Origin of the sequence: Allocatelliglobosispora scoriae, from assembly GCF_014204945.1 — a bacterium.
Taxonomy (GTDB): Bacteria; Actinomycetota; Actinomycetes; order Mycobacteriales; family Micromonosporaceae; genus Allocatelliglobosispora; species Allocatelliglobosispora scoriae.
The window spans coordinates 2308588-2328634 of the sequence record NZ_JACHMN010000002.1 but is presented as its reverse complement, the minus strand read 5'-3'; the positions used below and the strand labels follow the sequence as shown (position 1 = coordinate 2328634).

Genomic DNA, 20047 nt, shown 5'->3' with positions numbered 1-20047 from the left:
TGGTTGCGAGCCTGGTTACGGTGGGCGCGTGGTGACCTTGCGAACCGTCGGGACCGACGAAGACATCGAGCAGTGGCGGCAGGTGAAGCTGACTCTGCTCCCCGGCGAGCGGGTGCCGAGCGTCGCCGAGATCAGATCCATGAACCGGCCGGACCGGCTGATGATCCTCGCCGAGATCGACGGCGTCGTCGCCGGGCACGGCATCGCCGCCCGTTCCGACCTCGCCGGACGGGCCTCGATCGCGCCCCGCGTGCTGCCCGGATTCCGGCGGCGGGGAGTCGGGACGGCGCTGCTCCGCGCGCTCGTCGACCACGTCGGCGGGCTCGGCTACCCGGCGGTCGCGGCGCTCGTCGACGAGCCGGAGTCGGCCGGGTTCGCCGTCAGGTTCGGCTTCGTCGAGGTCGATCGGCAGGTCGAGCAGGTGAGAGCCGTCGGCGTCGAGCCCGCGCCGCTGCCGCACCCCGGCTTCGAGATCGTCAGCATCGCCGACCGGCCCGAGCTGTGGCCGCAGGCCTATCACCAGGTCGCCGTCGAGGCGGTGCAGGACATGGCCGTCACCTCGCCGATGCAGGTCTCGCTGGACGAGTGGGAGCGGGACTGGATCAACGCGCCGGAGGCGACCTTCGTCGCCGTCGTGGACGGCGCGGTGATCGGGCTCGCCTCGCTCATGCTCGACGAGGACGCACCCGACCGGGCCGAGCAGGGCTTCACCGCCTGCCTGCGGTCGTGGCGCGGACGCGGCGTCGCCTCGACGCTGAAGCGGCAGACGCTGTGGTGGGCCGCCGAGCACGGCATCCGCGAGATCTACACCTGGACCCAGCGGGGCAACGACGACATGCGGCGCCTCAACGAGCACCTCGGCTTCACCTACGGCCAGGTCAGCGTCACCTTCCAGAGCAGCCTCCCGCTCTCGGTCTGACCCCAAGATCGCCGCAACTCTTGAAGAGTTGCGGCGATCTTGGGGTGGGCGGCTACAGCTCGGGGACGACGAGGTCGATCAGCCAGGGCTTGCCGGCAGACGGTGTCGTGGCCTCGACCGTGTGCTTGAGGTCGCGGAGCGCCGCGATCAGGTCCTGCGGTGTCGTCGGCTCGACACCGGCGATGAGCAGGTCCCGGACGAGCCTGCCCTTGGTCGCCTTGTTGAAGTGGCTCACCACCGACCGCTTCGTCACGCCGTCGACCGTCCGCTCGTGCAGCACCCGGACAGCGGCGACCTGGGCGGCGGCCGCGGGTACGGGTTGCCACATGGTGGCGTACCCGCTGGATCGCAGATCGAGGACCAGCCCGGCGGCCGCGGTCTTCGCCATGACCCCCGACATGGCCTGGCGCCAGAAGGACCCCAGCGGCCCGACGCCGGGGAGGTTGACGCCGATCGGGCAGCGGTAGGGCGGGATCAGATCGGTGATCCGGACCGCGCCCCAGAGGCCGGAGGAGATCAGGATCGAGCGCTCGGCCTGCGCCAGCGCCGCCGGTGGCAGCGAGCTCAGCTCCAGCGCGTCGTAGACGACCCCCGTGTAGACCGAGCCGGCCGGCATCGCGGCGGCCTTGCGCAGGCCCGCGTTGAGCCGGACCTCGTCGCGCTGGCCGGGGCTGAGTCCGAGGACCGCGCGGGCGGGCTCGTCGTCGCGGGGGCGGCAGAGCGCGATCAGCGCGTCGAAGACCTGCCGCCGCGCGGGCCGCAGCTTCGGAAGGGAGAGGTCGCCCAGCTTGATCGGCGAACCCTCGCCGGGAGCGGCCTTACCCTCCGACGGCGGCAGCAGGATGAGCATCCGCCGAGCTTAGCGCCCCCGCCATCCCAGCCCTGGCGGCCCGCGCTCGCGCCGTGCCCGGCGTCAGGCCCTCGTCGGGCACGCACCCGAGGCCCGCCACGCTTCGCAGCAAAGCGTGGCCTCGCGGCGCGAAATGGCCACGCTTTGCTGCAAAACGTGGCCCAGGGCGGGTCAGGCGTACCGGGCGGACCACCTGGTGGCGGCGGTGACGATCGCCACCAGGTCGTCGACCGCGTCGAGGGAGGGCAGCTCGGCGATCGGGGTCCAGCGGGCGGCGCCCACCTCTTCGAGCTGGGCGTGCAGGCTCCCGCCGACCGGTCGGCAGACGAAGACGAAGTCGATGTGGTTCTGCGGGCCGCCGCGATGGCTGGGGATCGGCATCTCGATGATCGCGAACGGGACCGGGATGGAGCGCACGGACGGGTGACGGAACGGCTCCGGCCCGATGATCTCCGCCTCGATGCCGGTCTCCTCGCGCACTTCGCGCAGCGCCGCCTCGGCCGGGTCCTCGTCGGGCTCCAGGTGACCGCCGGGGTAGAGCCACTGGTCGATCCGGTTGTGGTGGATGAGCAGTACCCGATCACGGTCGTCGAGGACGATTGCGCCGGCCGTGAAATGGCGAATACCGGTCATGAGTCGCCTCGGTCCGTTACGGCATACATACTCTCCATCATGCAGGCAAAAACTGTCGGCCTCCTGGCGGTGGCGGCCGCGGCGGTCGGTGCGGCGGCATGGGCCTTCCGTGACATCCCCGCCGCCATGGGCGCCCGTCCCAGCCCGGACCGGGTTCGCCGATCTCCCCAATACCGGGACGGCACCTTCCACAACACCGCCACCACGCGCGTGGCGATGCCCGACGCCAAGACGATGCGGGAGTTCCTCCTCGGCGGGCAGCGGCGCGAGCCCACCGGCCGGGTCCCGGTCGTTCCGCCCCGGTTCGGTGCCGGCCAGTCGCCCGACTCGCTGCACATCACCTGGTACGGGCACGCGTCGGTCCTCGTCGAGCTGGAGGGTGCCCGGGTCCTGATCGACCCCATCTGGAGCGATCGGTGCTCCCCGTCGGGGAAGGTCGGCCCGAAACGGCTGCACCCGGTCCCGGTGGCGCTGGAGGAGATCCCGCCGCTCGACGCGATCCTCATCTCGCACGACCACTACGACCACCTGGACATGGCGACGGTGAAGGCGCTCACGGTCAACCAGACCGCGCCGTTCCTGGTGCCGCTGGGCGTCGGTGCGCACCTGCACCGCTGGGGCGTTCCGGCACACCGGATCATCGAGCTGGACTGGGCCGAGAGCGTCGACATCGCCGGACTGCACCTGGTCGCGACCGAGGCGCAGCACTTCTCGGGTCGGGGGCTGACCCGCAACGGCACGCTGTGGAGCTCGTGGGTGATCGCCGGCAAGAACCGCCGGGTCTTCTACACGGGCGACTCGGGGTATTTCGCCGGTTACGCCGAGATCGGCGCCAAGTACGGCCCGTTCGACGTGACGCTGATGCAGATCGGTGCCTATGACAAGGCGTGGCCGGACATCCACATGTTCCCCGAGGAGGCGATCCAGGCGCACCTGGAGCTCGTCGGCGGGCTGCTGATCCCGGTTCACTGGGCGACCTTCAACCTGGCCCTGCACTCGTGGAGCGAGCCGCCGGACCGGCTGTGGGCCGAGGCGAAGGCCCGGGGCGTGACGATGGCGGTGCCGAAGCCCGGCGAGCGCGTCGACGCCGCGGATCCACCCCCGATCGACGGCTGGTGGCAGTCGATCGCCTAGCTCTTCGTCCGTTCGCTGTCCAAGATCGCCGCAACTCTTCAAGAGTTGGTCCTAACGCGTTAGGACCAACTCTTGAAGAGTTGCGGCGATCTTGGCGATCTGTGGCGTGAATCCCACGGCGGGATGGGGTGCGCCATATGCTGGGCGGCGTGTGGGGTCTGGTGCGGTTTGTGGCTGTGGTGAGCGCGTTCGTGCTGGCGGGAGCACCTGCGGGCGCGGCTGAGGGAGACGAGGTACCCGTCGCCGTCTGCACCGTGAAGGACAGCCGGGTGAGCGAACTGTCCGGGCTCGTCGCCACGGCCACGGGCTATGTCGCGATCAACGACAGCAACTGGGACCCGAGCGACATCAAGATCTTCTTCCTGGACCGGGCGTGCAAGGTCACCCGGACCGTCGGCTACCCCACCTCGGCGCGGGACCCCGAGGACCTCGCCATGGCGGCAGACGGAACCCTCTGGATCGCCGACGTGGGGGACAACTTCAACGCGGCCACCCGGCGGACCACGATCGCGCTGTGGCGGCTCGCCCCGGGCGGCAGGACCCCGGTCATCTACCGCTTCACCTACCCCGACGGGCCGCACGACGCCGAGGCGCTGCTGCTGGAGCGGGACGGCTCCCCGATCATCGTCACGAAGGAGCTCGGCGGTCCGGCCTCGCTCTACGCTCCGGCCGAGAAGCCGCGGGCCAAGACCGCGCAGGGCGTCCCGCTTCACAAGATCGGGGAGGTACGCCTCCCGTCCACCCTCACCCCGAACCCCTTCGACTCGATCGGCCGCAGAACCGTCACCGGAGCCGCCCAGACCGCCGACGGGAGCCGGGTGGCCCTGCGTACCTATGCCGACGCGTTCGAGTGGGATGTGACCACCGACGTGCTGACCGCGATCACCACGGGGAAGCCCCGGATCACCGCGCTGCCCAACGAGGCGCAGGGGGAGTCGATCGCCTACCCGGTCGACGGGGACGGCTTCCTCACCGTCAGCGACCAACCGGCCGGGGGGACCGTGATCGCGCGTTATGGCGTACCCCCCAGGCCTTCACCCAGTCGGACCGGCGACGGCCCGGCAGCTTCTGGAGAGGTCGTGGCGGTGCGGGCGGCGAATCGGAGCGGGCTGGCCGGAATGGGCATCGCCGCTGCGGGGTTGCTGATAATCGGGCTCGCCGTAGCGCTACTTCGGCGGCGCAAGCGCGGTTGAGCCCGTCAGTCGACAAGATGGGGATGAAAATGAACGTCACCCTGAACAACGGGGTCTCGATGCCGCAGCTCGGCTTCGGTGTCTGGCAGGTCGAGGACGACATCGCCGAGCAGGCGGTGACGACCGCGATCGAGGTCGGTTACCGCAGCATCGACACCGCGAAGCTCTACTTCAACGAGGACGGCGTCGGGCGGGCCATCGCGAAGAGCGGTGTGCCGCGCGAGGAGCTCTTCATCACCACGAAGCTCTGGAACAACGAGCACGCCTACGACGACGCCCTGCGCGCCTTCGACACGAGCCTGGGCAAGCTGGGCCTCGACGTGCTCGACCTCTACCTGATCCACTGGCCGGTGCCGAGCCAGGACCGCTACGTGGAGGCGTGGAAGGCGCTGGAGAAGCTCTACGCCGACGGCAGGGTGCGCGCGATCGGCGTCTCCAACTTCACGGTCGAGGCGCTGCAGCGGCTCATCGGCGAGACCGGGATCGTGCCGGCGGTCAACCAGATCGAGCTGCACCCGCGGTTCGCCCAGCGTGAGCTGCGGGTGTTCCACGCCGAGCATGGCATCCACACCGAGGCGTGGAGCCCGCTGGGGCAGGGCAAGGGCCTGCTCAACGACCCGGTGCTGGCGGAGATCGCGGCGGCCGTGGGGCGTACGCCGGCACAGGTGACCGTGCGCTGGCACCTGCAGATCGGCAACATCGTCATCCCGAAGTCGGTCACCCCGTCGCGGATCGCGGAGAACTTCGACGTCTTCGACTTCGAGCTCAGCGCGGACCAGATCGCCGCGATCGACGGCCTCGACTCGGGCGGCCGGATCGGCCCGGACCCGGCGACGTTCTCCTGGATGGGCTGAGCGCGCCGGAAACGAAGCTTGGTGGGACCCGGGGAAGTATCCATTCCCCGGGCCCCATTTTGCCACCCAATTGCGCACGCCAGCACATTTGAAGAGCGCCGATCATCCCTTATGACGTCGGGTTTTACCGTTAAACTACGGCCGCATGATGGAGCGGCTGACCAGATTCGAACTGGCATCCGACCGTCCCCGTCAGCGCTCGGTCGACCTGGCGTTCGGTGGCGAATACTGAAGCTGGAGCGAGAGTCTGAGTCTTACCGCGGCGCCTCTGCCAATTGGGCTACCCCGCCGGGAAAGTGACGGGAGGAGGGCTCGAACCTCCACTGGACCGCGTGAGTCAGGCTGAACCTCAGTTTCAGCTTGGTGCTCTTGTCCGCCCCGACGGTCTCCCTATGGAGATCCGCGGGGTGGCATTGCCCGGCTATCCGAACAGATAGCCGAAAACCTTGTCCCCGACGTGGACGTCGGTGACCTCGGCGTTATTGGCCTCCTCGCGGGAGAACTTCACCGCCGCCTGGAGCTTCTCGATGCGGTCCAGCAGCTCCGTGACCCGCTTGGCGGGCAGGGAGCCGGAGAACTTCAGCGTCGTCCAGTAGCCGACGGGGATGTCCTCGTAATAGACCTCGACCTGCGCCGGGTGCTTCTCCGTCGCCTCGGCCTTGACGTGGTTGCGCGGCACCTTCTTGGTGCGGATGGTGCGCACCGGCTCCGTCGACCAGCAGTCCGCCGAGTCGTTGAAGGTCCAGCTCTCCGCGGCGTCGAGCACCGGCAGCTTCTTGACGAAGGTACGCAGATCGGTGAGCTGCTTCTCCAGGAAGAGCAGGTAGGTCACGGGCACATCGCGCAGGAGCACGGTGCCGTCGATCGTGACGTCCGCCTTGGCCGTGCAGTTGGCCGAGTCCTTGGTGGCGGTCACGTCGAAGAGCCGGGTGAGGGTGGTCGCCATCTGCCGCAGCACGTCCTCGGCGCGGATCTGCACCTTGGTCGACTCGGGCGGCAGCTGCTCGCCCTCCTCGTCCTTGGGCTGATAGACGCGCGAGATTCCGGTGAGCAGAGCGGTCTTCTGCACCGTGTGATGCGCATCGGTCAGATCCTGAAAAGACCTGCTCTTGACGCCCTTCTCCACGGCGATGATCTGGTTGAGCTTTGCCACTCTTCTCCCCCTTCAGGCGTGCGAACGCTACGCGGTCCGCAGAGGGTGCCGCAAGCGTGTTTGAACGCCTTAGGGGCCGGGAGGTGTGGGGGGTCTATTATGGAAGTCATCTCCCTTTTTGACGAATTAGTCGCACAAATCCTTCTCTATGGTGCAGAGTGATGTCATGAGCAGCAGCGGTATGTCCAACAGTGCCGAAGCTGCGCGGCGTCCGTACCGGGCGAAGGGCCTGTCGGACACATCCTTGAAGGAGGAGACGATGGCCGTTACCAAGAAGGCCACCACCCGGACGGCCACAAAGGCCGCCAGCAAGGCGACCCCGGCGAAGAAGGCCGCAGTCAAGAAGACCGTCGCGGCGAAGAAGACCGTGGCAGCGAAGAAGACCACCACGGCCAGGAAGACCGCGACGGCCACCAAGACCGCTCCCGCCAAGAAGAGCGCGGCGAAGAAGGCTCCCGCGAGCCGTGCCTCGGCGGTGAAGAAGACGGCGGCGAAGAAGACGACGACGGTCGCGAAGAAGGCCCCGGCGAAGAAGACGGTGGCCGCGGCCACGAAGTCGACGACGCGCAAGGCCACCACCACGGCGGCGGTCAAGAAGACCACCACCGCGGCGAAGAAGACGACGGCGACTGCGGCGAAGAAGACCGTGGCCAAGAAGGCTCCGGCCAAGAAGACCCTCGCCACGGCTGCCAAGAAGACGACAGCGGCGAAGTCGACGGCGGTCAAGAAGACCGCCGCGAAGAAGGTCGCCGCCAAGAAGGCCGCCACCAAGGCTCCGAGCCGCAAGGCCGCCACCAGCAAGGTCACCGCAGCCAAGAAGACCGCGGCGAAGAGCGCCCCGGCCAAGAAGGCGACGATGAAGAAGACCGCCATGAAGAAGGCGACCACCCGAAAGGCGTAGCAGTACGCGTCGGAGCCGCCGACTGGTAGGAATGGACCCGTGGTGACCCGACGCGTACTCGCCCCCGCCATCGACTTTGGACCGCTGCGCCGCGAGCTGAGACTGCCCGAGCAGTTCTCACCCGCGGCGCAGCGGGAAGCCGACGAGGCGGCCAAGCTCCCCCTGCCGAAGCTCGATCGCACGGACCTCCCGTTCGTCACGATCGACCCGGCCGGCTCGATGGACCTCGACCAGGCGGTGCTGCTCCTGGCCCGCCCCGGCGGCGGATTCCGGGTCCACTACGCCATCGCCGACGTGGCGGCCTTCGTCCGCCCCGGCGGACCGCTGGAGGCCGACACCTGGCAGCGCGGTCAGACCGTCTACCTGCCCGACGGCAACGTGCCGCTGCACCCGACGACCCTCAGCGAGGGCGCCGTCAGCCTCCTGCCGGACCAGGAGCGAGCCGCCGTCGTCTGGACCATCGACCTCGGCGCCGACGGTGCCACCACAGCCGTGCACGTCGAGCGGGCCCGGGTCCGCAGCCGCGCCAAGCTCAGCTATGTCGGCGTTCAGGCGGATGTCGACGCCGGCAAGGTCCACGACTCCATCGCCCTGCTGCCGACGATCGGCCCGCTGCTCGTCGCCCGCGGCCTCGCCCGGGGCGCGATCAGCCTGCCCTCGCCCGAGCAGGAGGTCGAGCCCGACGGCGACGGCTGGCAGCTCGTGCTCCGCGCACCCGTGCCGGTCGAGGAGTGGAACGCCCAGATCTCCCTGCTCACCGGGGTCTCGGCGGCTCGGATCATGCTCGACGGCGGGATCGGCCTGCTGCGGACGATGCCCTACCCGGCAGCCGAGGCGGTCGAGGAGCTGCGCAAGGCGGCCGTCGGGCTGGGGATCGCGTGGCCGCAGGGTGCGACCGTCGGGCAGGTCATCGCCGCGCTCGACCCCGGCACGCCGCAGGGGGCAGCCTTCGTCGACCAGGCCCAGGAGACGATGCGGGGCGCGGGCTACACCGCCTTCGACGGCGCTCCGCCGGAACAGCCCGACCACGGCGGGGTGGCATCCTCCTACGCGCACGTCACGGCCCCGCTGCGCCGTCTCGCCGACCGGTACGCCACCGAGGCCGCCCTGGCGCTCTACGAGGGGCGCGAGGTGCCCCCGTGGTGCCGCGAGGCGCTGCCGAAGCTGCCGGAGGTGATGGCGGAGACCGGTCGCGCCGTCTCGGCAGCCGAGCGGGGCGCCGTGGACCTCACCGAGGCCGTGCTGCTGCACGACCGGATCGGGGAGGTCTTCGACGCCGTCATCCTCGACGAGGGTCAGATCGCCATCGACGCACCGCCGGTGCGGGCGCGGTGCACGGGCGCGAAGGCGATCGGGGAGCGGGTCCAGGTGCGCTTGACGGAGGCGGATCCGCTGAAGCGAACGGTGCGTTTCGAGGTCGTCGCAGCTTAGAGATCACACGTGATTCGGTGCAGCAGACGTAATCATGAAGTGTGATTACGTCTGCTGCACCGAATCAGACGCGATCAAACCGCTCTAGAAGGTGTGCTCGGCGGCCGGGAAGGCTCCGTCGCGTACCTCTTCGGCGAAGCTTTGAGCCGCCGCCGTCAAGGTGCCCGCGAGGTCGGCGTAGCGCTTGACGAAGCGCGGCGCGGCGCCCTGCCGGAGCCCGGCCATGTCCTGCCAGACGAGCACCTGGGCGTCGCAGTCGACGCCGGCGCCGATGCCGATCGTGGGGATCGCCAGATCGTGGGTGATCTTCTTGGCGACCTCGCCCGGGACCATCTCCAGCACGACGGAGAAGGCGCCCGCCTCGGCGACGGCGATCGCGTCGTCCACAATCGACTGTGCTGCGTCGCCGCGGCCCTGCACGCGGTAACCGCCGAGCTGGTGCTCGCTCTGCGGGGTGAAGCCGATGTGGGCCATGACCGGGATGCCGGCGTTGGTGATCGCCTCGATCGCGGCGGCACTGCGCTTGCCGCCCTCCAGCTTCACCGCGTGGCAGCCGCCCTCCTTGAGGAAGCGGACGGCGGTGCGCAGCGCCTGCGTCGGCGACTCCTCGTAGGAGCCGAAGGGCAGGTCGCCGACGACGAGCGCGCGCTGAGTGGCCTTCGTGACGGCCCGGACGAGCGGCAGCAGCTCGTCGACGGTGACCGGCAGGGTCGTCTCGTAGCCGAAGACGTTGTTGGCGGCGGAGTCGCCCACGAGCAGCACCGGGATCCCGGCCTGATCGAAGAGGGCCGCCGTGTACTGGTCATAAGAGGTGAGCATCGCCCAGCGCTCGCCGCGCTCCTTGGCGGCGAGCAGATGGTGCGCGCGGACCCGCTTGGTCGCCGGGCCGCCGTAGAGGCTGGTCACGGTGTCGGATGGCAGGGACATCGCTGTCTCCCATTCGGTTGACTCGAGGCCGCTCGGATGCGGTCCCCGGTTGTCCGTCGCGGGCCGCGTGGCGCCCGTACGACGGCGTTGATGACGCCAGCCTCCCACCACGGGCAGGCCAAGCGTCAGCATTTCGTGCGAAAGTTCACAGGCTGCCCCCGCGCAGCCGCGCCGAGGGCACCTGGGAGAATTGAAGCTTCACTACACCGAGATGGGGACCTGCGTGGCTCAGTACATCTACACCCTGGAGAAGGCGCGCAAGGCGCACGGCGACAAGGTCGTTCTTGACAATGTGACCCTGTCGTTCCTGCCCGGAGTCAAGATCGGTGTGGTGGGCCCGAACGGCGCCGGTAAGTCCAGCCTGCTGAAGATCATGGCCGGGCTCGACATGGTCAGCAACGGCGAGGCCCGCCTCATGCCCGGCTACACCGTCGGCATGGTGGCTCAGGAGCCCCGGCTGGACGAGACGAAGACCGTTCTGGAGAACATCGAGCTCGCCGTCGCGGGGACCAAGGCGAAGCTCGCCCGGTTCAACGAGATCGCCGAGCTGATGGCGACCGACTACTCCGACGAGCTGATGAACGAGATGGGTCAGCTCCAGGAGGAGCTCGACCACGCCGACGCGTGGGACCTCGACTCGAAGCTCTTCCAGGCGATGGACGCGCTGCGCTGCCCGCCGGCGGACGCCGAGACCGCACCGCTCTCCGGTGGCGAGAAGCGCCGCGTCGCGCTCTGCAAGCTGCTGCTCGAGCAGCCCGACCTGCTCCTGCTCGACGAGCCCACCAACCACCTCGACGCCGAGAGCGTGCTCTGGCTGGAGCAGCACCTCGCGAAGTACCCCGGCACGGTGATCGCGATCACCCACGACCGGTACTTCCTCGACAACGTCGCCGAGTGGATCCTCGAGCTCGACCGCGGCCGCGCCTACCCCTACGAGGGCAACTACTCCACCTACCTGGAGAAGAAGGCCGCCCGCCTCGCGGTCGAGGGCCGCAAGGACGCCAAGATGAAGAAGCGCCTCACCGACGAGCTCGAGTGGGTGCGCTCCAACGCCAAGGCCCGCCAGACCAAGTCCCGCTCGCGTCTGGAGCGCTACGAGGAGATGGCGGCCGAGGCGGAGAAGACCCGCAAGCTCGACTTCGACGAGATCCAGATCCCGCCGGGCCCGCGCCTGGGCAACACGGTGATCGAGGCGAAGGACCTGCGCAAGGGCTTCGGCGACCGGGTGCTCATCGACAACCTGAGCTTCAGCCTCCCGCGCAACGGCATCGTCGGCATCATCGGCCCCAACGGCGTCGGCAAGACCACCCTCTTCAAGACGATCGTCGGGCTGGAGAAGCCGGACGCCGGTGCGGTCCGGGTCGGCGAGACGGTGACGCTCTCCTACGTCGACCAGTCCCGGGCCGGTCTGCAGAGCTCCAAGACGGTCTGGGAGGTCGTCTCCGACGGCCTCGACTACCTGATGGTCGGCAAGGTCGAGATGCCGTCGCGCGCCTACGTGGCGGCCTTCGGCTTCCGCGGGCCGGACCAGCAGAAGCCGGTCAACGTGCTCTCCGGCGGTGAGCGCAACCGCCTCAACCTGGCGCTGACGCTCAAGATCGGCGGCAACGTGCTGCTGCTCGACGAGCCCACCAACGACCTCGACGTGGAGACCCTCTCCAGCCTGGAGAACGCCCTGCTGGAGTTCCCCGGCTGCGCCGTGGTCATCTCCCACGACCGGATGTTCCTCGACCGGGTGTCGACGCACATCCTCGCCTGGGAGGGCACCGAGGAGGAGCCGTCGAAGTGGTTCTGGTTCGAGGGCAACTTCGACTCGTACGAGAAGAACAAGATCGATCGGCTCGGCCAGGAGGCCGCCCGTCCGCACAGCGTGACCTACCGGAAATTGACGCGTGACTAGTCGGTTCGTCTACAACTGCGGGCTCCGCTGGTCGGATCTCGATGCTTACGGGCACGTCAACAACGCGCGCTTCCTCACGCTCTATGAGGAGGCGCGCGTTGCCCTGATCTTCGTCGGGGCGAAGGAGGCGGGCTTCGACTCCTTCGAGGAGGGGGTCGTCATCTCCCGCCACGAGATCGACTACCTCCGCCCGATCGACTACGGCGATCCGGTCCGGATCGAGCTGTGGGTCGAGGAGATGCGGGTCAGCCGCTTCACGGTCGCCTACGAGATGTTCGACGGCGACGTGCTCGCGAGCCGGGCCCGGTCGATTCTCGTCCCGTTCGACCTCGCGAAGGGCCGGCCGAGGCGCCTGACGGCCGAGGAGCAGAGGTTCCTGTCGCTGTGGTCCAGCTGAGCGACGCCAACGCCGAGGTCTTCCTCGCCCGTCTCACCCGGCTGGACCGGCAGGCGCTGGTCCGGCTGCGGCCGGGTGAGCCGGGCCGCGTCACCGTCTACGCGATGCTGCCGTGGGGCACGCTCGTCTGCCGCGACGTCGACAGCGACGAGCCCCAGGACCTCACGGTGCGCGCTGAGGACCTCCTGTCCCGCGTCGAGGGCCCCCGGCGCGACCACGAGTGGCGGTGGCAGCTTCCGCCCGCGCGTGCGGCCGCCGTCGAGGTCCTGCCCGCCTCGCTGGTACGCCGTCTCGCCGACGCGGCAGCCGCGACGCTGCGCCAGGCGACGGAGTCCGGTGTGGACGGCAAGGCCGTCGGGGCCCGTGCCCTGCGCGACGCCCTCCTCGATCACGTCGCCGTCTACGTAACCTCTACAGTGGACGGGAAAGTGGTCGAGGTGCCGCAGCGGTTGGTTCAGGCGGTGGTTCGGATGGGATTTCTACCGGTTAATGACATTGGTGAGGTTGCTGTGCTCGCCGTCGGCAGCTGGATCGGCCTCGCAACCGGCAACGGAACTGCCTGGTACAGGCCTTCTGCGCCGAGTTTGCTTCCCATCTCTTCCCCTAGCTGAGCTATAGGGCTAATCTTTTCGGCTGACGGCAGATTGACCAAACGGCTGGACGAGGCCATTTGGGGGCTGCCAGAATCCATCCGTAAAGGTAACGTTCAGCCTCAGGTCACACGGAAGGTAGTCGCCCGGATCCGTAGAGCAGCGATACGCCCGGTGCGAAGACCTCAAGGCAGCGCAGACGTTCAGTCAGCGAGGGGAAGTGCGATGGCGTGGTGGTCATGGCGTCCGGGGGGGCAGGGGCAGGCGGACGGCATCAAGTCGCGAAATCATGGCTCGGGATCGACACTGGGAGGGCTTCGCGTTCCCGATGATTTATCCACATTAGACAAAATTCCGATGGCGTCCCGAGGCTACGAGCCGGCCGGAGTCACGCTTGATCGGATCGGGACGGCGCTGGATATGCTCGACATCCGCTACCTTTCCGACGGAGACGGCAACCTGCTCGCCATGTGGGAGCGCCATGCGGTGCTCTTCACGATGGAGGGGCCGGAGGACGAGATCCTCGTCATCCGCGCAAGGCCCCATGCCACGGTGGCGTTCGAGTTCGCCGATCGGGCCTACCGGGCCGTCAACGAGTGGAACCACCTGCACAGATTCGCCAAGGCATATGTCGGCGACCCCACCCTCCGCGGTGAGTTGCCGATCTACGCCGAGACGCAGGTCCCGCTCCGAGCCGGTGCTCACGATGCGCTCGTCGTCGAACTCGTCGACTGCGGTGCAGCGGTGGCGACCGCCTTCGTCGAATGGCTCCACAGCGAAGCAGCTCTCCTGTAAACCTTCTCGGACCGTTGATCAAGGGAAGACTCGCCGCATATCGGGCAGTCGATATGGCGAGTCTTCCCTTGATCAACGGGAATTGTTGTCGGAACGCGAGTCATGCGGGCGGGAAGAGGCCTACGCGGCCGTGGTATTCGGTGGCCAGGCGGTCGGTGTCGGAACCGACCAGGAGGCCTCTCGGGGTGACCGCGAAGGCGCGTAGGCCCTGACCCCGGCTGCGGGTGGGGTTCCAGTCCAGGGCGCGACCCGACTTCGGATCGATCGCGGAGATGCCGGGGCGGGAGACCGCGCCGGGCCCGGCCGACTCGTGCCCGTAAGGGTTGTCCAGCCAGCGCTGGTGGCCCCCGACATAGACCGCCGAGCCGGTCACCGCCACGGCGTAGAGCGAATCGCCGCCGGTGTAGTTGACCCAGGTCGGGCGGTGCGGGTTGCTGCCGTAGGTCTCGAAGCGGGCGGCCGTGTCGCAGAGCAGCCCACTCTTCGACATCCGGCCCGTCGAGACCGCCACGAAGTAGCTGCCGTCGGGGGAGAAGTCCACCGCCCGCAGGTAGGTGTCGAAACCCTTGCGGCACTTCGGCTCGTAGACGTAGCTGTACCAATCGGCGAGCTTCACCGTCGGCGCCGAGATGTCGAACATCGCCAGCTGCGGGCGGTATTCGCCCATCGCGTCCATCAGTGCCCCGGCCGCGATCATCCGCTTGCCGTCGGGGGAGACCGCCACGTCCTCGACCTTCACCCGGTCCAGCTCCGGTGCGTCGAGTTCGGCATCGAAGCCCCGGTCCACCGCGCCGGTCCGGATGTCGACGCGGGCGAGGGCTGCTCTCGGCGTACCCCCGATGGTGTCGAATCTCCCGCCCACATAGAGCCACTGGCCGCCCGCCGCCAGGGCGCGGACATCTCCATCGCGCAGCGACGCGGTGAAGCCGGGTACGACGCGGCCGGTGGCGACATCGAGCCGGGCGAGGCTGCGGGCGGGGACCCCCTCGACCTCGGTGAAGTCGCCGCCGACGAGCACCGTGCCGTCCGGTCCGGGGGTGAGGGCGTAGACGGGGCCGTCGATCCACGGCGCGAACCTGGTGACCGCGCCGGTGGAGAGGCTGAACGCCATCAGGAACCACCGGTCGAACTCGGTGTAGCCGTCGCTGGAGCTCACCGTCGTGAAGTCGCCGCCCACGACGACGGTGTCGCCGACGACCGTCATCGCCCAGACCGAGCCGTCGAGAATGTGCGGCGTCCAGTCGACGGGGTTCTCGCTGACGACACGCCCCAGCGCGGGCGCGGCACCGGCCGGGCTGATGCCGACGACGAGCGTCGCGGCGAGAGCGATCGCGAGCATGATGCGACGGGTCACGTCATGCTCAACGACGAACGCGGCCCGCTGGGCTCGAACCGGCCGGAGCTAGCTGTTGACCATGAAATCCGCCGCGTTGACGAGGTAGTCCCAGAGCATCGTGCGCATCTCGTCGGTGAGGTCGACCGAGTCGACAGCCACCCTCATGTGCTTCAGCCACGCGTCCCGGGCCGCTACGTCGACCTGGAAGGGCGCGTGACGCATCCGCAGCCGCGGGTGACCGCGCTCCTCCGAATAGGTCTTGGGGCCGCCCCAGTACTGAATGAGGAAGAGGGTGAACCGCTCGGCCGCCGGGCCGAGGTCGGCCTCCGGGTACATCGGGCGGAGCAGCGGATCGTCGGCGACCCCCGCGTAGAAGACCTCGACGATCTTGCGAAAGGTCGGCTCGCCGCCGAAGCGTTCGAAGAGCGTGGTCGGATCGGGGTTAGTCACCCGACCAATTCTGCCACTATGCGTGGGTGGGGACGCCTGAGCGTGAGGCGACGGACGCCACAGCGTCCTCGAACCGCTCCCGGCGAGGCCAGAGGGCCACCGCGATCAGGGTCAGGCCGACGCCGAAGATGCTCCACCAGCCGACGACCCGGGGCAGCGACGCCTGATCGGCGAGGACGCCGACGACGAAGATCCCGGCGCCCTGGCTGAGCTGCAGGCCCATCTGCATCACGCCGAACGCGCGGGCCCGGTAGCCGTCGGGAACCACCTGGGCGAAGAAGCCGCTCGCGGCCGGCACCATCGCCGCGACGGCGAACCCGCAGGCGAACGCCATCACGCAGACCCCGACGAGTTCGGGCTCGAGCAGGCCGGGCACGAGCGCCAGCGGAACCGCCACCGCGAAGGGCCGGATGAGCCGCCGCCGCACCGTGGGCGGGACGAGCCGGCCGACGATGAGGCCGCCCGCCACGTAGCCCAGCGGGTTGGCGAGCATGATCAAGCCCTGCGCGAAGCTCTGCGTCTGCTGCTCACCCGGGTAGAGCATGCTCGACCACGGTGCGGCCAGGCCCTCCGGCAGCGTCGCGAAGAGCATCGCGGAGAAGACCAGGATGGCGATGGCCCGCAGGGCGGGCGTGCCGAAGACGAGCCGGAAACCGTCGCCGGTCTCGCGGATCAGGTTGCGGCGCTCGGTGTTGGCGGCGGGGCGCAGCTTGACGAAGCGCCAGAGCAGCAGGGCCGAGAGCGCGAACGTCCCGGCGTCGAAGACCAGCCCGCCGCGCAGGCTGTAGGCCGCGGCGAGGCCGCCGCTCAGGTAGCCGAGGACCTGGGCCGCCTGCCCGGCGGTGAGCTGCAGCGAGAGTCCCACGACGAGCTTGTCCCCGGTGAGCACCTGGGGGATCAGGGCCGACTTGGCGGCCTGAGCCGGCGGGTTGGCCAGGGCGGTCAGGAACAGCAGCACGAGCATGATCGGCAGCGGGATTCCGGGGATCGCGACAATGCCGATCATCGCCATCCGCGCGAGGTCGCAAATGATCATCACATTGCGATATGGATAGCGCTCGGCAAGCGTTGCCAGCAGCGGTCCTGCGACCAACCAAGGCAGGTAGGTCAGCGCGAATGCGGCCGCGGCGAGTGCGGCCGAATTGGTCTGCTGAAACACGAGGGCGCTGACGGCGACCTTGGCGATGTAATCACCCACCCAGGAGATGAGGTTCGCCGCGAAAAGCGCGCGAAACTCCCTACTGGCGAAGACTTCGCCAAATGTTGCCGGACGCTCCTTGGTGCCACTCTGACCAGAGAGTTTCCCCTGGTCGGGATGGGGGGAGTGGGACACCGCCGGGTCCTCCATGTGTTCGCGACATCGGTGTCGTTGACCCGTCATCCTGTCGCATTGCGACAAACGACGGCAATGCCGTGATGCTCGTTGGAGAATTCTGCCCGATCGGCGGAGTTATCGCTAGTCCCTGTGGATAACCCCGGTTGCCCGACGGGCGGATGGCCTAGATCGTGTCCTCGTCCGCCGGCGGCCTCGCCGTACGCAGACCGCGCTTGGCTCCGCCCATGCCGTCGGCCGCTCCCGAGGACTCCAGCGCGTCGGTGAGGCGCCGCCGCAGTTCGCGGGCGACCCTGGGCTGAGCCTCGGTCGTGGTCCGTGCGGTCACCCGGACGATGGCGCCGTCGACGGTGATCTCCTCCACGCCCACGACGTGCGGCGGGTCCAGGAAGTCGTCGTGGTAATCGGTGTCCGCGGCGAAGGTCTCGGCCGCGCCCCGCAGCACCCGGGTCACCTCTTCGACCCCGGCGAAGCCGACCGGGATGTCGACGTTGACGACCGCCCAGCCCTGGCTCTTGTTGCCGACCCGGATGATCTCGCCATTGCGGACATACCAGATGACGCCGCGGGAGTCGCGGACCGTCACCGTACGCAGGCCCACCGCCTCGACCACGCCGCTCGCCTCACCGACGTCGATGGAGTCGCCCACGCCGTACTGGTCTTCCAGCAGCATGAACAGGCCCGCCAGCAGGTCCTTCACGAGCGACTGCGCGCCGAAGCCGAGCGCCGCGCCGAAGATGCCGAGGCCCGCGATGAGCGGGGTCAGGTTGACACCGAACTCGCCGACGACGAGCAGGCCGGCGATGGTGAAGACCATGACGGTGGTGATGCTGCGCAGCACCGAGCCGATCGCCTCCGCCCGCTGGCGGCGGCGCTCCGGGTAGATCGCGGTCCCGCTCTGCGTGACCGCGCGAGGCACGCGCTCCTTCAAAGGCCGGAGCATCGTGGGTACGCGACCCTCGGCCGCCCCGTTGATCATCCGATTGATCGTGCGGATGAGCAGGTGCCGGACGACGAGCGCCAGGATCACGATGAGCGCCACCCGCAGCGGCTTGATCACCACGTAGAGGCTGCTCTCGGCGAGCCAGGTGATGCCGGTGACCTGGTCGAACCAGCTGCAGACCTTGTCGTCGAGACAGGCGGCACCGGCGGTCGTCGACGGGGCGGGATCTGGTGCGAGGGCGAGGAGTGCGGTGATCACCGGTCGTTACTACCCCATCGGGTGGCGTTTTGACTAGTCGAGCGGATCATTCGGCGCTTTTGCCGCACGAACGGATATAGCAGGGCGAATACCCGACTGCAAGGGCTCTTGGTGAATTTTTGCGCTCAAGGACCGAAAAGCTAGTGCGTTTAGCACATCTGTCGGCCACGATTGTCACAGGGCCCCACTTTAGGTGGAGCTGCGAGAGAGGATAACGGCGATGCCTGACATACGACACACGACCAGCTCGGTCGCTCTCATTCTCAACACGACCTACGAGCCGTTGTGTGTCGTCTCGGTGCGCCGAGCCGCCATCCTGATCCTGTCGGGGAAGGCCGTCTGCGTCGCCGACGGCGAAGGCGTCCTGCACAGCTCCCGCCGGGAGATCGCCGTTCCCCTCGTCATCCGGCTCTCCCGCTATGTCCGCGTCCCCTACCGGGGGCACGTCGGCCTGTCCCGCCGGGCCATCTTCGCCCGCGACGGCGGACGCTGTGTCTACTGCTCCGGGCCAGCCGAGACGATCGACCACGTCATTCCCCGGTCCAAGGGCGGCCCGCACCACTGGGAGAACGTCGTCGCAGCCTGTGCCCGGTGCAATCACAGCAAGGGTGACAAGAGCGTCGCCGAGATGGGCTGGCGCCTGCCCGTCCAGCCGGCCGCACCGAAGGGCGCCGCCTGGCGGGTCCTCGGTCACCGGACCCCCGACCCCCGCTGGTCCGACTGGTTGGCCGCCGCCGTTTAGGACCAACTCTTGAAGAGTTGCGCCGATCTTGAAATCAGGCCTTGTGGGTGGAGACGAGGCTGGCGAAGACGACGACGTTGCTGGCGTAGCCGAGTTCGCCGCCTACCCATCTGCCACCGCAGGTGATGAGGCGCAGGCCGGGGCGGCTGTAGTCGTCGTAGATGCGCTTGGTCGGGATGTTGGTCTTGCCGAACCACTCGACCGAGTTGACCTCGAAGACCGTCACCTGTCGATCCCGGCGGGTGATCTCGATCCGGGCGCCGGCCTTCAGCTCCCCGAGACGGGCGAAGACGGCCGGCTTGTCCTTCGTGTCGACGTGGCCCACCATGATCGCCGGTCCGTACTGTCCCGGAGTGGGGCCCTGCTCGTACCAACCTGCTTCGTTGCGGAGCGTGACCGCCGGGACCGCGATCGTTCCCGCGGCATCGAGCCCGACGCTGTGGATCGGCGCGCGGACGCCGATCGACGGGATGATGATGCGCAGCGGCTTGCTCGGCCCGAGCACCGGGAACTTCCCGGGCGGCGCCTTCGAGCCGGATCCGCCGAAGAACGACGGCAGGTGCAGCGTCCCGGTCGCCTGGCCGAGGCCGATCCCGGCGCCGAAGATCCCGGCGATGAGCAGCACCGCCGCGAGGACCCCGGTGAATCCGCCCCGGCGCGGCCCGCGCAGCACGGGGGCCACCCCGAGCGGCGGCTCGTCGCGGGGCATTTATGCCTCGTACGCCGAGCGCCTGCGCCGCAGCGTGACGATTCCGAGTCCCAGCCCCGCGCAGATCGCCGCGATGCTGCCGCCGAGCACGAGCGGTCCGTTGCCCTGGTGGGCGAGCGCGCCGCCACCGGTGTTGGGCCCCTTGGTGGGCTTGGTCGGGTTGATCACCCAGAGCGTGGTGATCGCAGTACTCCCGCTCGCACAGGTCAGCTTGACCGGATAGCCGTGCGGCTTGGTATCCGAGGGGATGGTCGCCGTACCGATCAGGAAGTTCTTCTCGGCCATAAGGGTGATCACGCCGAACGCGTCCGATTTGGCCGTGGCGGGATTCACGGTGGAGCCGCAGCTCGCCCGGAGGGATACGGAGAAGCCCGCGTTGATCGTCGAGGGGTTGACCTCGATAAAGACGGTGTCGGCGCGGGCCGGAGCGGCCCCGAAGAGCAACGTGGAGCCTCCCGCCGCGAGGGCGGCGGCGGCGATCCTGGTTGCGATCTTGTACGCCCGCATGGGTACCCCTTCAGTTCGATCCTGTGGACGTATCGTCTTAAATGACGCATACCGTCCTGTTGGGATCCTCTCAGAGTGCACCGCTTCCGCGT

The 20047-nt window shown here is 68.7% G+C and carries 21 protein-coding genes; 11 read left to right on the top strand and 10 right to left on the bottom strand.

Annotated elements, in window-relative coordinates:
- Positions 1-28 precede the first annotated feature (28 nt).
- A complete protein-coding gene (locus tag F4553_RS16075; protein ID WP_312875228.1) occupies positions 29-919 on the top strand; it encodes a GNAT family N-acetyltransferase in 891 nt (296 codons plus the stop codon).
- A 52-nt stretch (positions 920-971) separates the two neighbouring features.
- Here F4553_RS16075 and yaaA read toward each other — a convergent pair whose 3' ends face one another.
- Both yaaA and F4553_RS16065 read right to left on the bottom strand, forming a co-directional pair.
- Complete coding sequence (gene yaaA / locus F4553_RS16070) at positions 972-1769, bottom strand: peroxide stress protein YaaA (protein WP_184836837.1); 798 nt, start codon at positions 1767-1769, stop codon at positions 972-974.
- 171 nt (positions 1770-1940) lie between these two features.
- A complete protein-coding gene (locus F4553_RS16065; RefSeq protein WP_184836835.1) occupies positions 1941-2402 on the bottom strand; it encodes an NUDIX hydrolase in 462 nt (153 codons plus the stop codon).
- A 39-nt stretch (positions 2403-2441) separates the two neighbouring features.
- On the opposite strand from F4553_RS16065, the gene F4553_RS16060 reads away from it, so the two are divergent.
- The 3 genes from F4553_RS16060 to F4553_RS16050 all read left to right on the top strand — a co-directional run bounded on the left by F4553_RS16060 (position 2442) and on the right by F4553_RS16050 (position 5583).
- Positions 2442-3536, top strand: coding sequence for an MBL fold metallo-hydrolase (locus tag F4553_RS16060; protein ID WP_184836833.1), 1095 nt, complete (start codon positions 2442-2444; stop codon positions 3534-3536).
- A 149-nt stretch (positions 3537-3685) separates the two neighbouring features.
- A complete protein-coding gene (locus F4553_RS16055; protein WP_312875227.1) occupies positions 3686-4729 on the top strand; it encodes an SdiA-regulated/phytase-like domain-containing protein in 1044 nt (347 codons plus the stop codon).
- A gap of 29 nt (positions 4730-4758) precedes the next feature.
- On the top strand, positions 4759-5583 hold the full coding sequence (locus tag F4553_RS16050) for an aldo/keto reductase (protein ID WP_376776221.1): 825 nt from the start codon (positions 4759-4761) through the stop codon (positions 5581-5583).
- 421 nt (positions 5584-6004) lie between these two features.
- On the opposite strand, the gene F4553_RS16045 is transcribed toward F4553_RS16050, so the two are convergent.
- The gene (locus F4553_RS16045) at positions 6005-6736 is read right to left on the bottom strand and encodes a DUF7873 family protein (RefSeq protein WP_184836829.1); all 732 of its coding nucleotides are present in this window, start codon (positions 6734-6736) and stop codon (positions 6005-6007) included.
- 259 nt (positions 6737-6995) lie between these two features.
- Between F4553_RS16045 and F4553_RS16040 the strand changes: the two genes are divergently transcribed.
- Together F4553_RS16040 and F4553_RS16035 are read left to right on the top strand one after the other, a co-directional pair.
- Positions 6996-7637 carry a hypothetical protein gene (locus tag F4553_RS16040; protein ID WP_184836827.1) on the top strand — a complete coding sequence of 214 codons (642 nt, stop codon included), beginning with the start codon at positions 6996-6998 and terminating at the stop codon, positions 7635-7637.
- A gap of 39 nt (positions 7638-7676) precedes the next feature.
- The gene (locus F4553_RS16035; protein ID WP_184836825.1) at positions 7677-9068 is read left to right on the top strand and encodes an RNB domain-containing ribonuclease; all 1392 of its coding nucleotides are present in this window, start codon (positions 7677-7679) and stop codon (positions 9066-9068) included.
- A gap of 84 nt (positions 9069-9152) precedes the next feature.
- Here the strand turns inward: F4553_RS16035 and panB are convergent, their stop codons facing one another.
- Entirely contained in the window at positions 9153-9995 is an 843-nt protein-coding gene (gene panB / locus F4553_RS16030) for a 3-methyl-2-oxobutanoate hydroxymethyltransferase (RefSeq protein WP_184836823.1), read from the bottom strand.
- 223 nt (positions 9996-10218) lie between these two features.
- Here panB and ettA point away from each other — a divergent pair, with 223 nt between their 5' ends.
- The 4 genes from ettA to F4553_RS16010 all read left to right on the top strand — a co-directional run bounded on the left by ettA (position 10219) and on the right by F4553_RS16010 (position 13677).
- Positions 10219-11895: an energy-dependent translational throttle protein EttA gene (gene ettA, locus F4553_RS16025; RefSeq protein ID WP_184836821.1), complete on the top strand. Its 1677-nt coding sequence runs from the start codon at positions 10219-10221 to the stop codon at positions 11893-11895.
- Positions 11888-12292, top strand: coding sequence for an acyl-CoA thioesterase (locus tag F4553_RS16020; RefSeq protein WP_184836819.1), 405 nt, complete (start codon positions 11888-11890; stop codon positions 12290-12292). The genes ettA and F4553_RS16020 overlap by 8 nt, the downstream gene beginning before the upstream one ends.
- Positions 12280-12903: a DUF8185 domain-containing protein gene (locus F4553_RS16015; protein ID WP_184836817.1), complete on the top strand. Its 624-nt coding sequence runs from the start codon at positions 12280-12282 to the stop codon at positions 12901-12903. Before F4553_RS16020 ends, F4553_RS16015 begins: the two co-directional genes overlap by 13 nt.
- 336 nt (positions 12904-13239) lie before the next feature.
- On the top strand, positions 13240-13677 hold the full coding sequence (locus F4553_RS16010; protein ID WP_376776220.1) for a type III secretion system chaperone family protein: 438 nt from the start codon (positions 13240-13242) through the stop codon (positions 13675-13677).
- A gap of 100 nt (positions 13678-13777) precedes the next feature.
- On the opposite strand, the gene F4553_RS16005 is transcribed toward F4553_RS16010, so the two are convergent.
- From F4553_RS16005 to F4553_RS15990, 4 genes are all read right to left on the bottom strand, one after another.
- Entirely contained in the window at positions 13778-15031 is a 1254-nt protein-coding gene (locus F4553_RS16005; protein ID WP_312875226.1) for a WD40 repeat domain-containing protein, read from the bottom strand.
- Between the two features lie 48 nt (positions 15032-15079).
- Positions 15080-15472, bottom strand: a complete 393-nt coding sequence (locus tag F4553_RS16000; protein ID WP_376776271.1) for a globin — start codon at positions 15470-15472, stop codon at positions 15080-15082.
- Positions 15473-15479: 7 nt separating this feature from the next.
- Complete coding sequence (locus tag F4553_RS15995) at positions 15480-16811, bottom strand: MFS transporter (protein WP_246466366.1); 1332 nt, start codon at positions 16809-16811, stop codon at positions 15480-15482.
- Positions 16812-16962: 151 nt separating this feature from the next.
- Positions 16963-17997: a mechanosensitive ion channel family protein gene (locus F4553_RS15990; protein ID WP_312875225.1), complete on the bottom strand. Its 1035-nt coding sequence runs from the start codon at positions 17995-17997 to the stop codon at positions 16963-16965.
- A gap of 220 nt (positions 17998-18217) precedes the next feature.
- Here F4553_RS15990 and F4553_RS15985 point away from each other — a divergent pair, with 220 nt between their 5' ends.
- On the top strand, positions 18218-18739 hold the full coding sequence (locus F4553_RS15985) for an HNH endonuclease (protein WP_184836809.1): 522 nt from the start codon (positions 18218-18220) through the stop codon (positions 18737-18739).
- Positions 18740-18773: 34 nt separating this feature from the next.
- Here F4553_RS15985 and F4553_RS15980 read toward each other — a convergent pair whose 3' ends face one another.
- A complete protein-coding gene (locus tag F4553_RS15980; protein WP_184836807.1) occupies positions 18774-19448 on the bottom strand; it encodes a class F sortase in 675 nt (224 codons plus the stop codon).
- Positions 19449-19955, bottom strand: coding sequence for a hypothetical protein (locus F4553_RS15975; protein ID WP_184836805.1), 507 nt, complete (start codon positions 19953-19955; stop codon positions 19449-19451). It lies immediately after the preceding gene.
- Between the last annotated feature and the right edge of the window lie 92 nt (positions 19956-20047).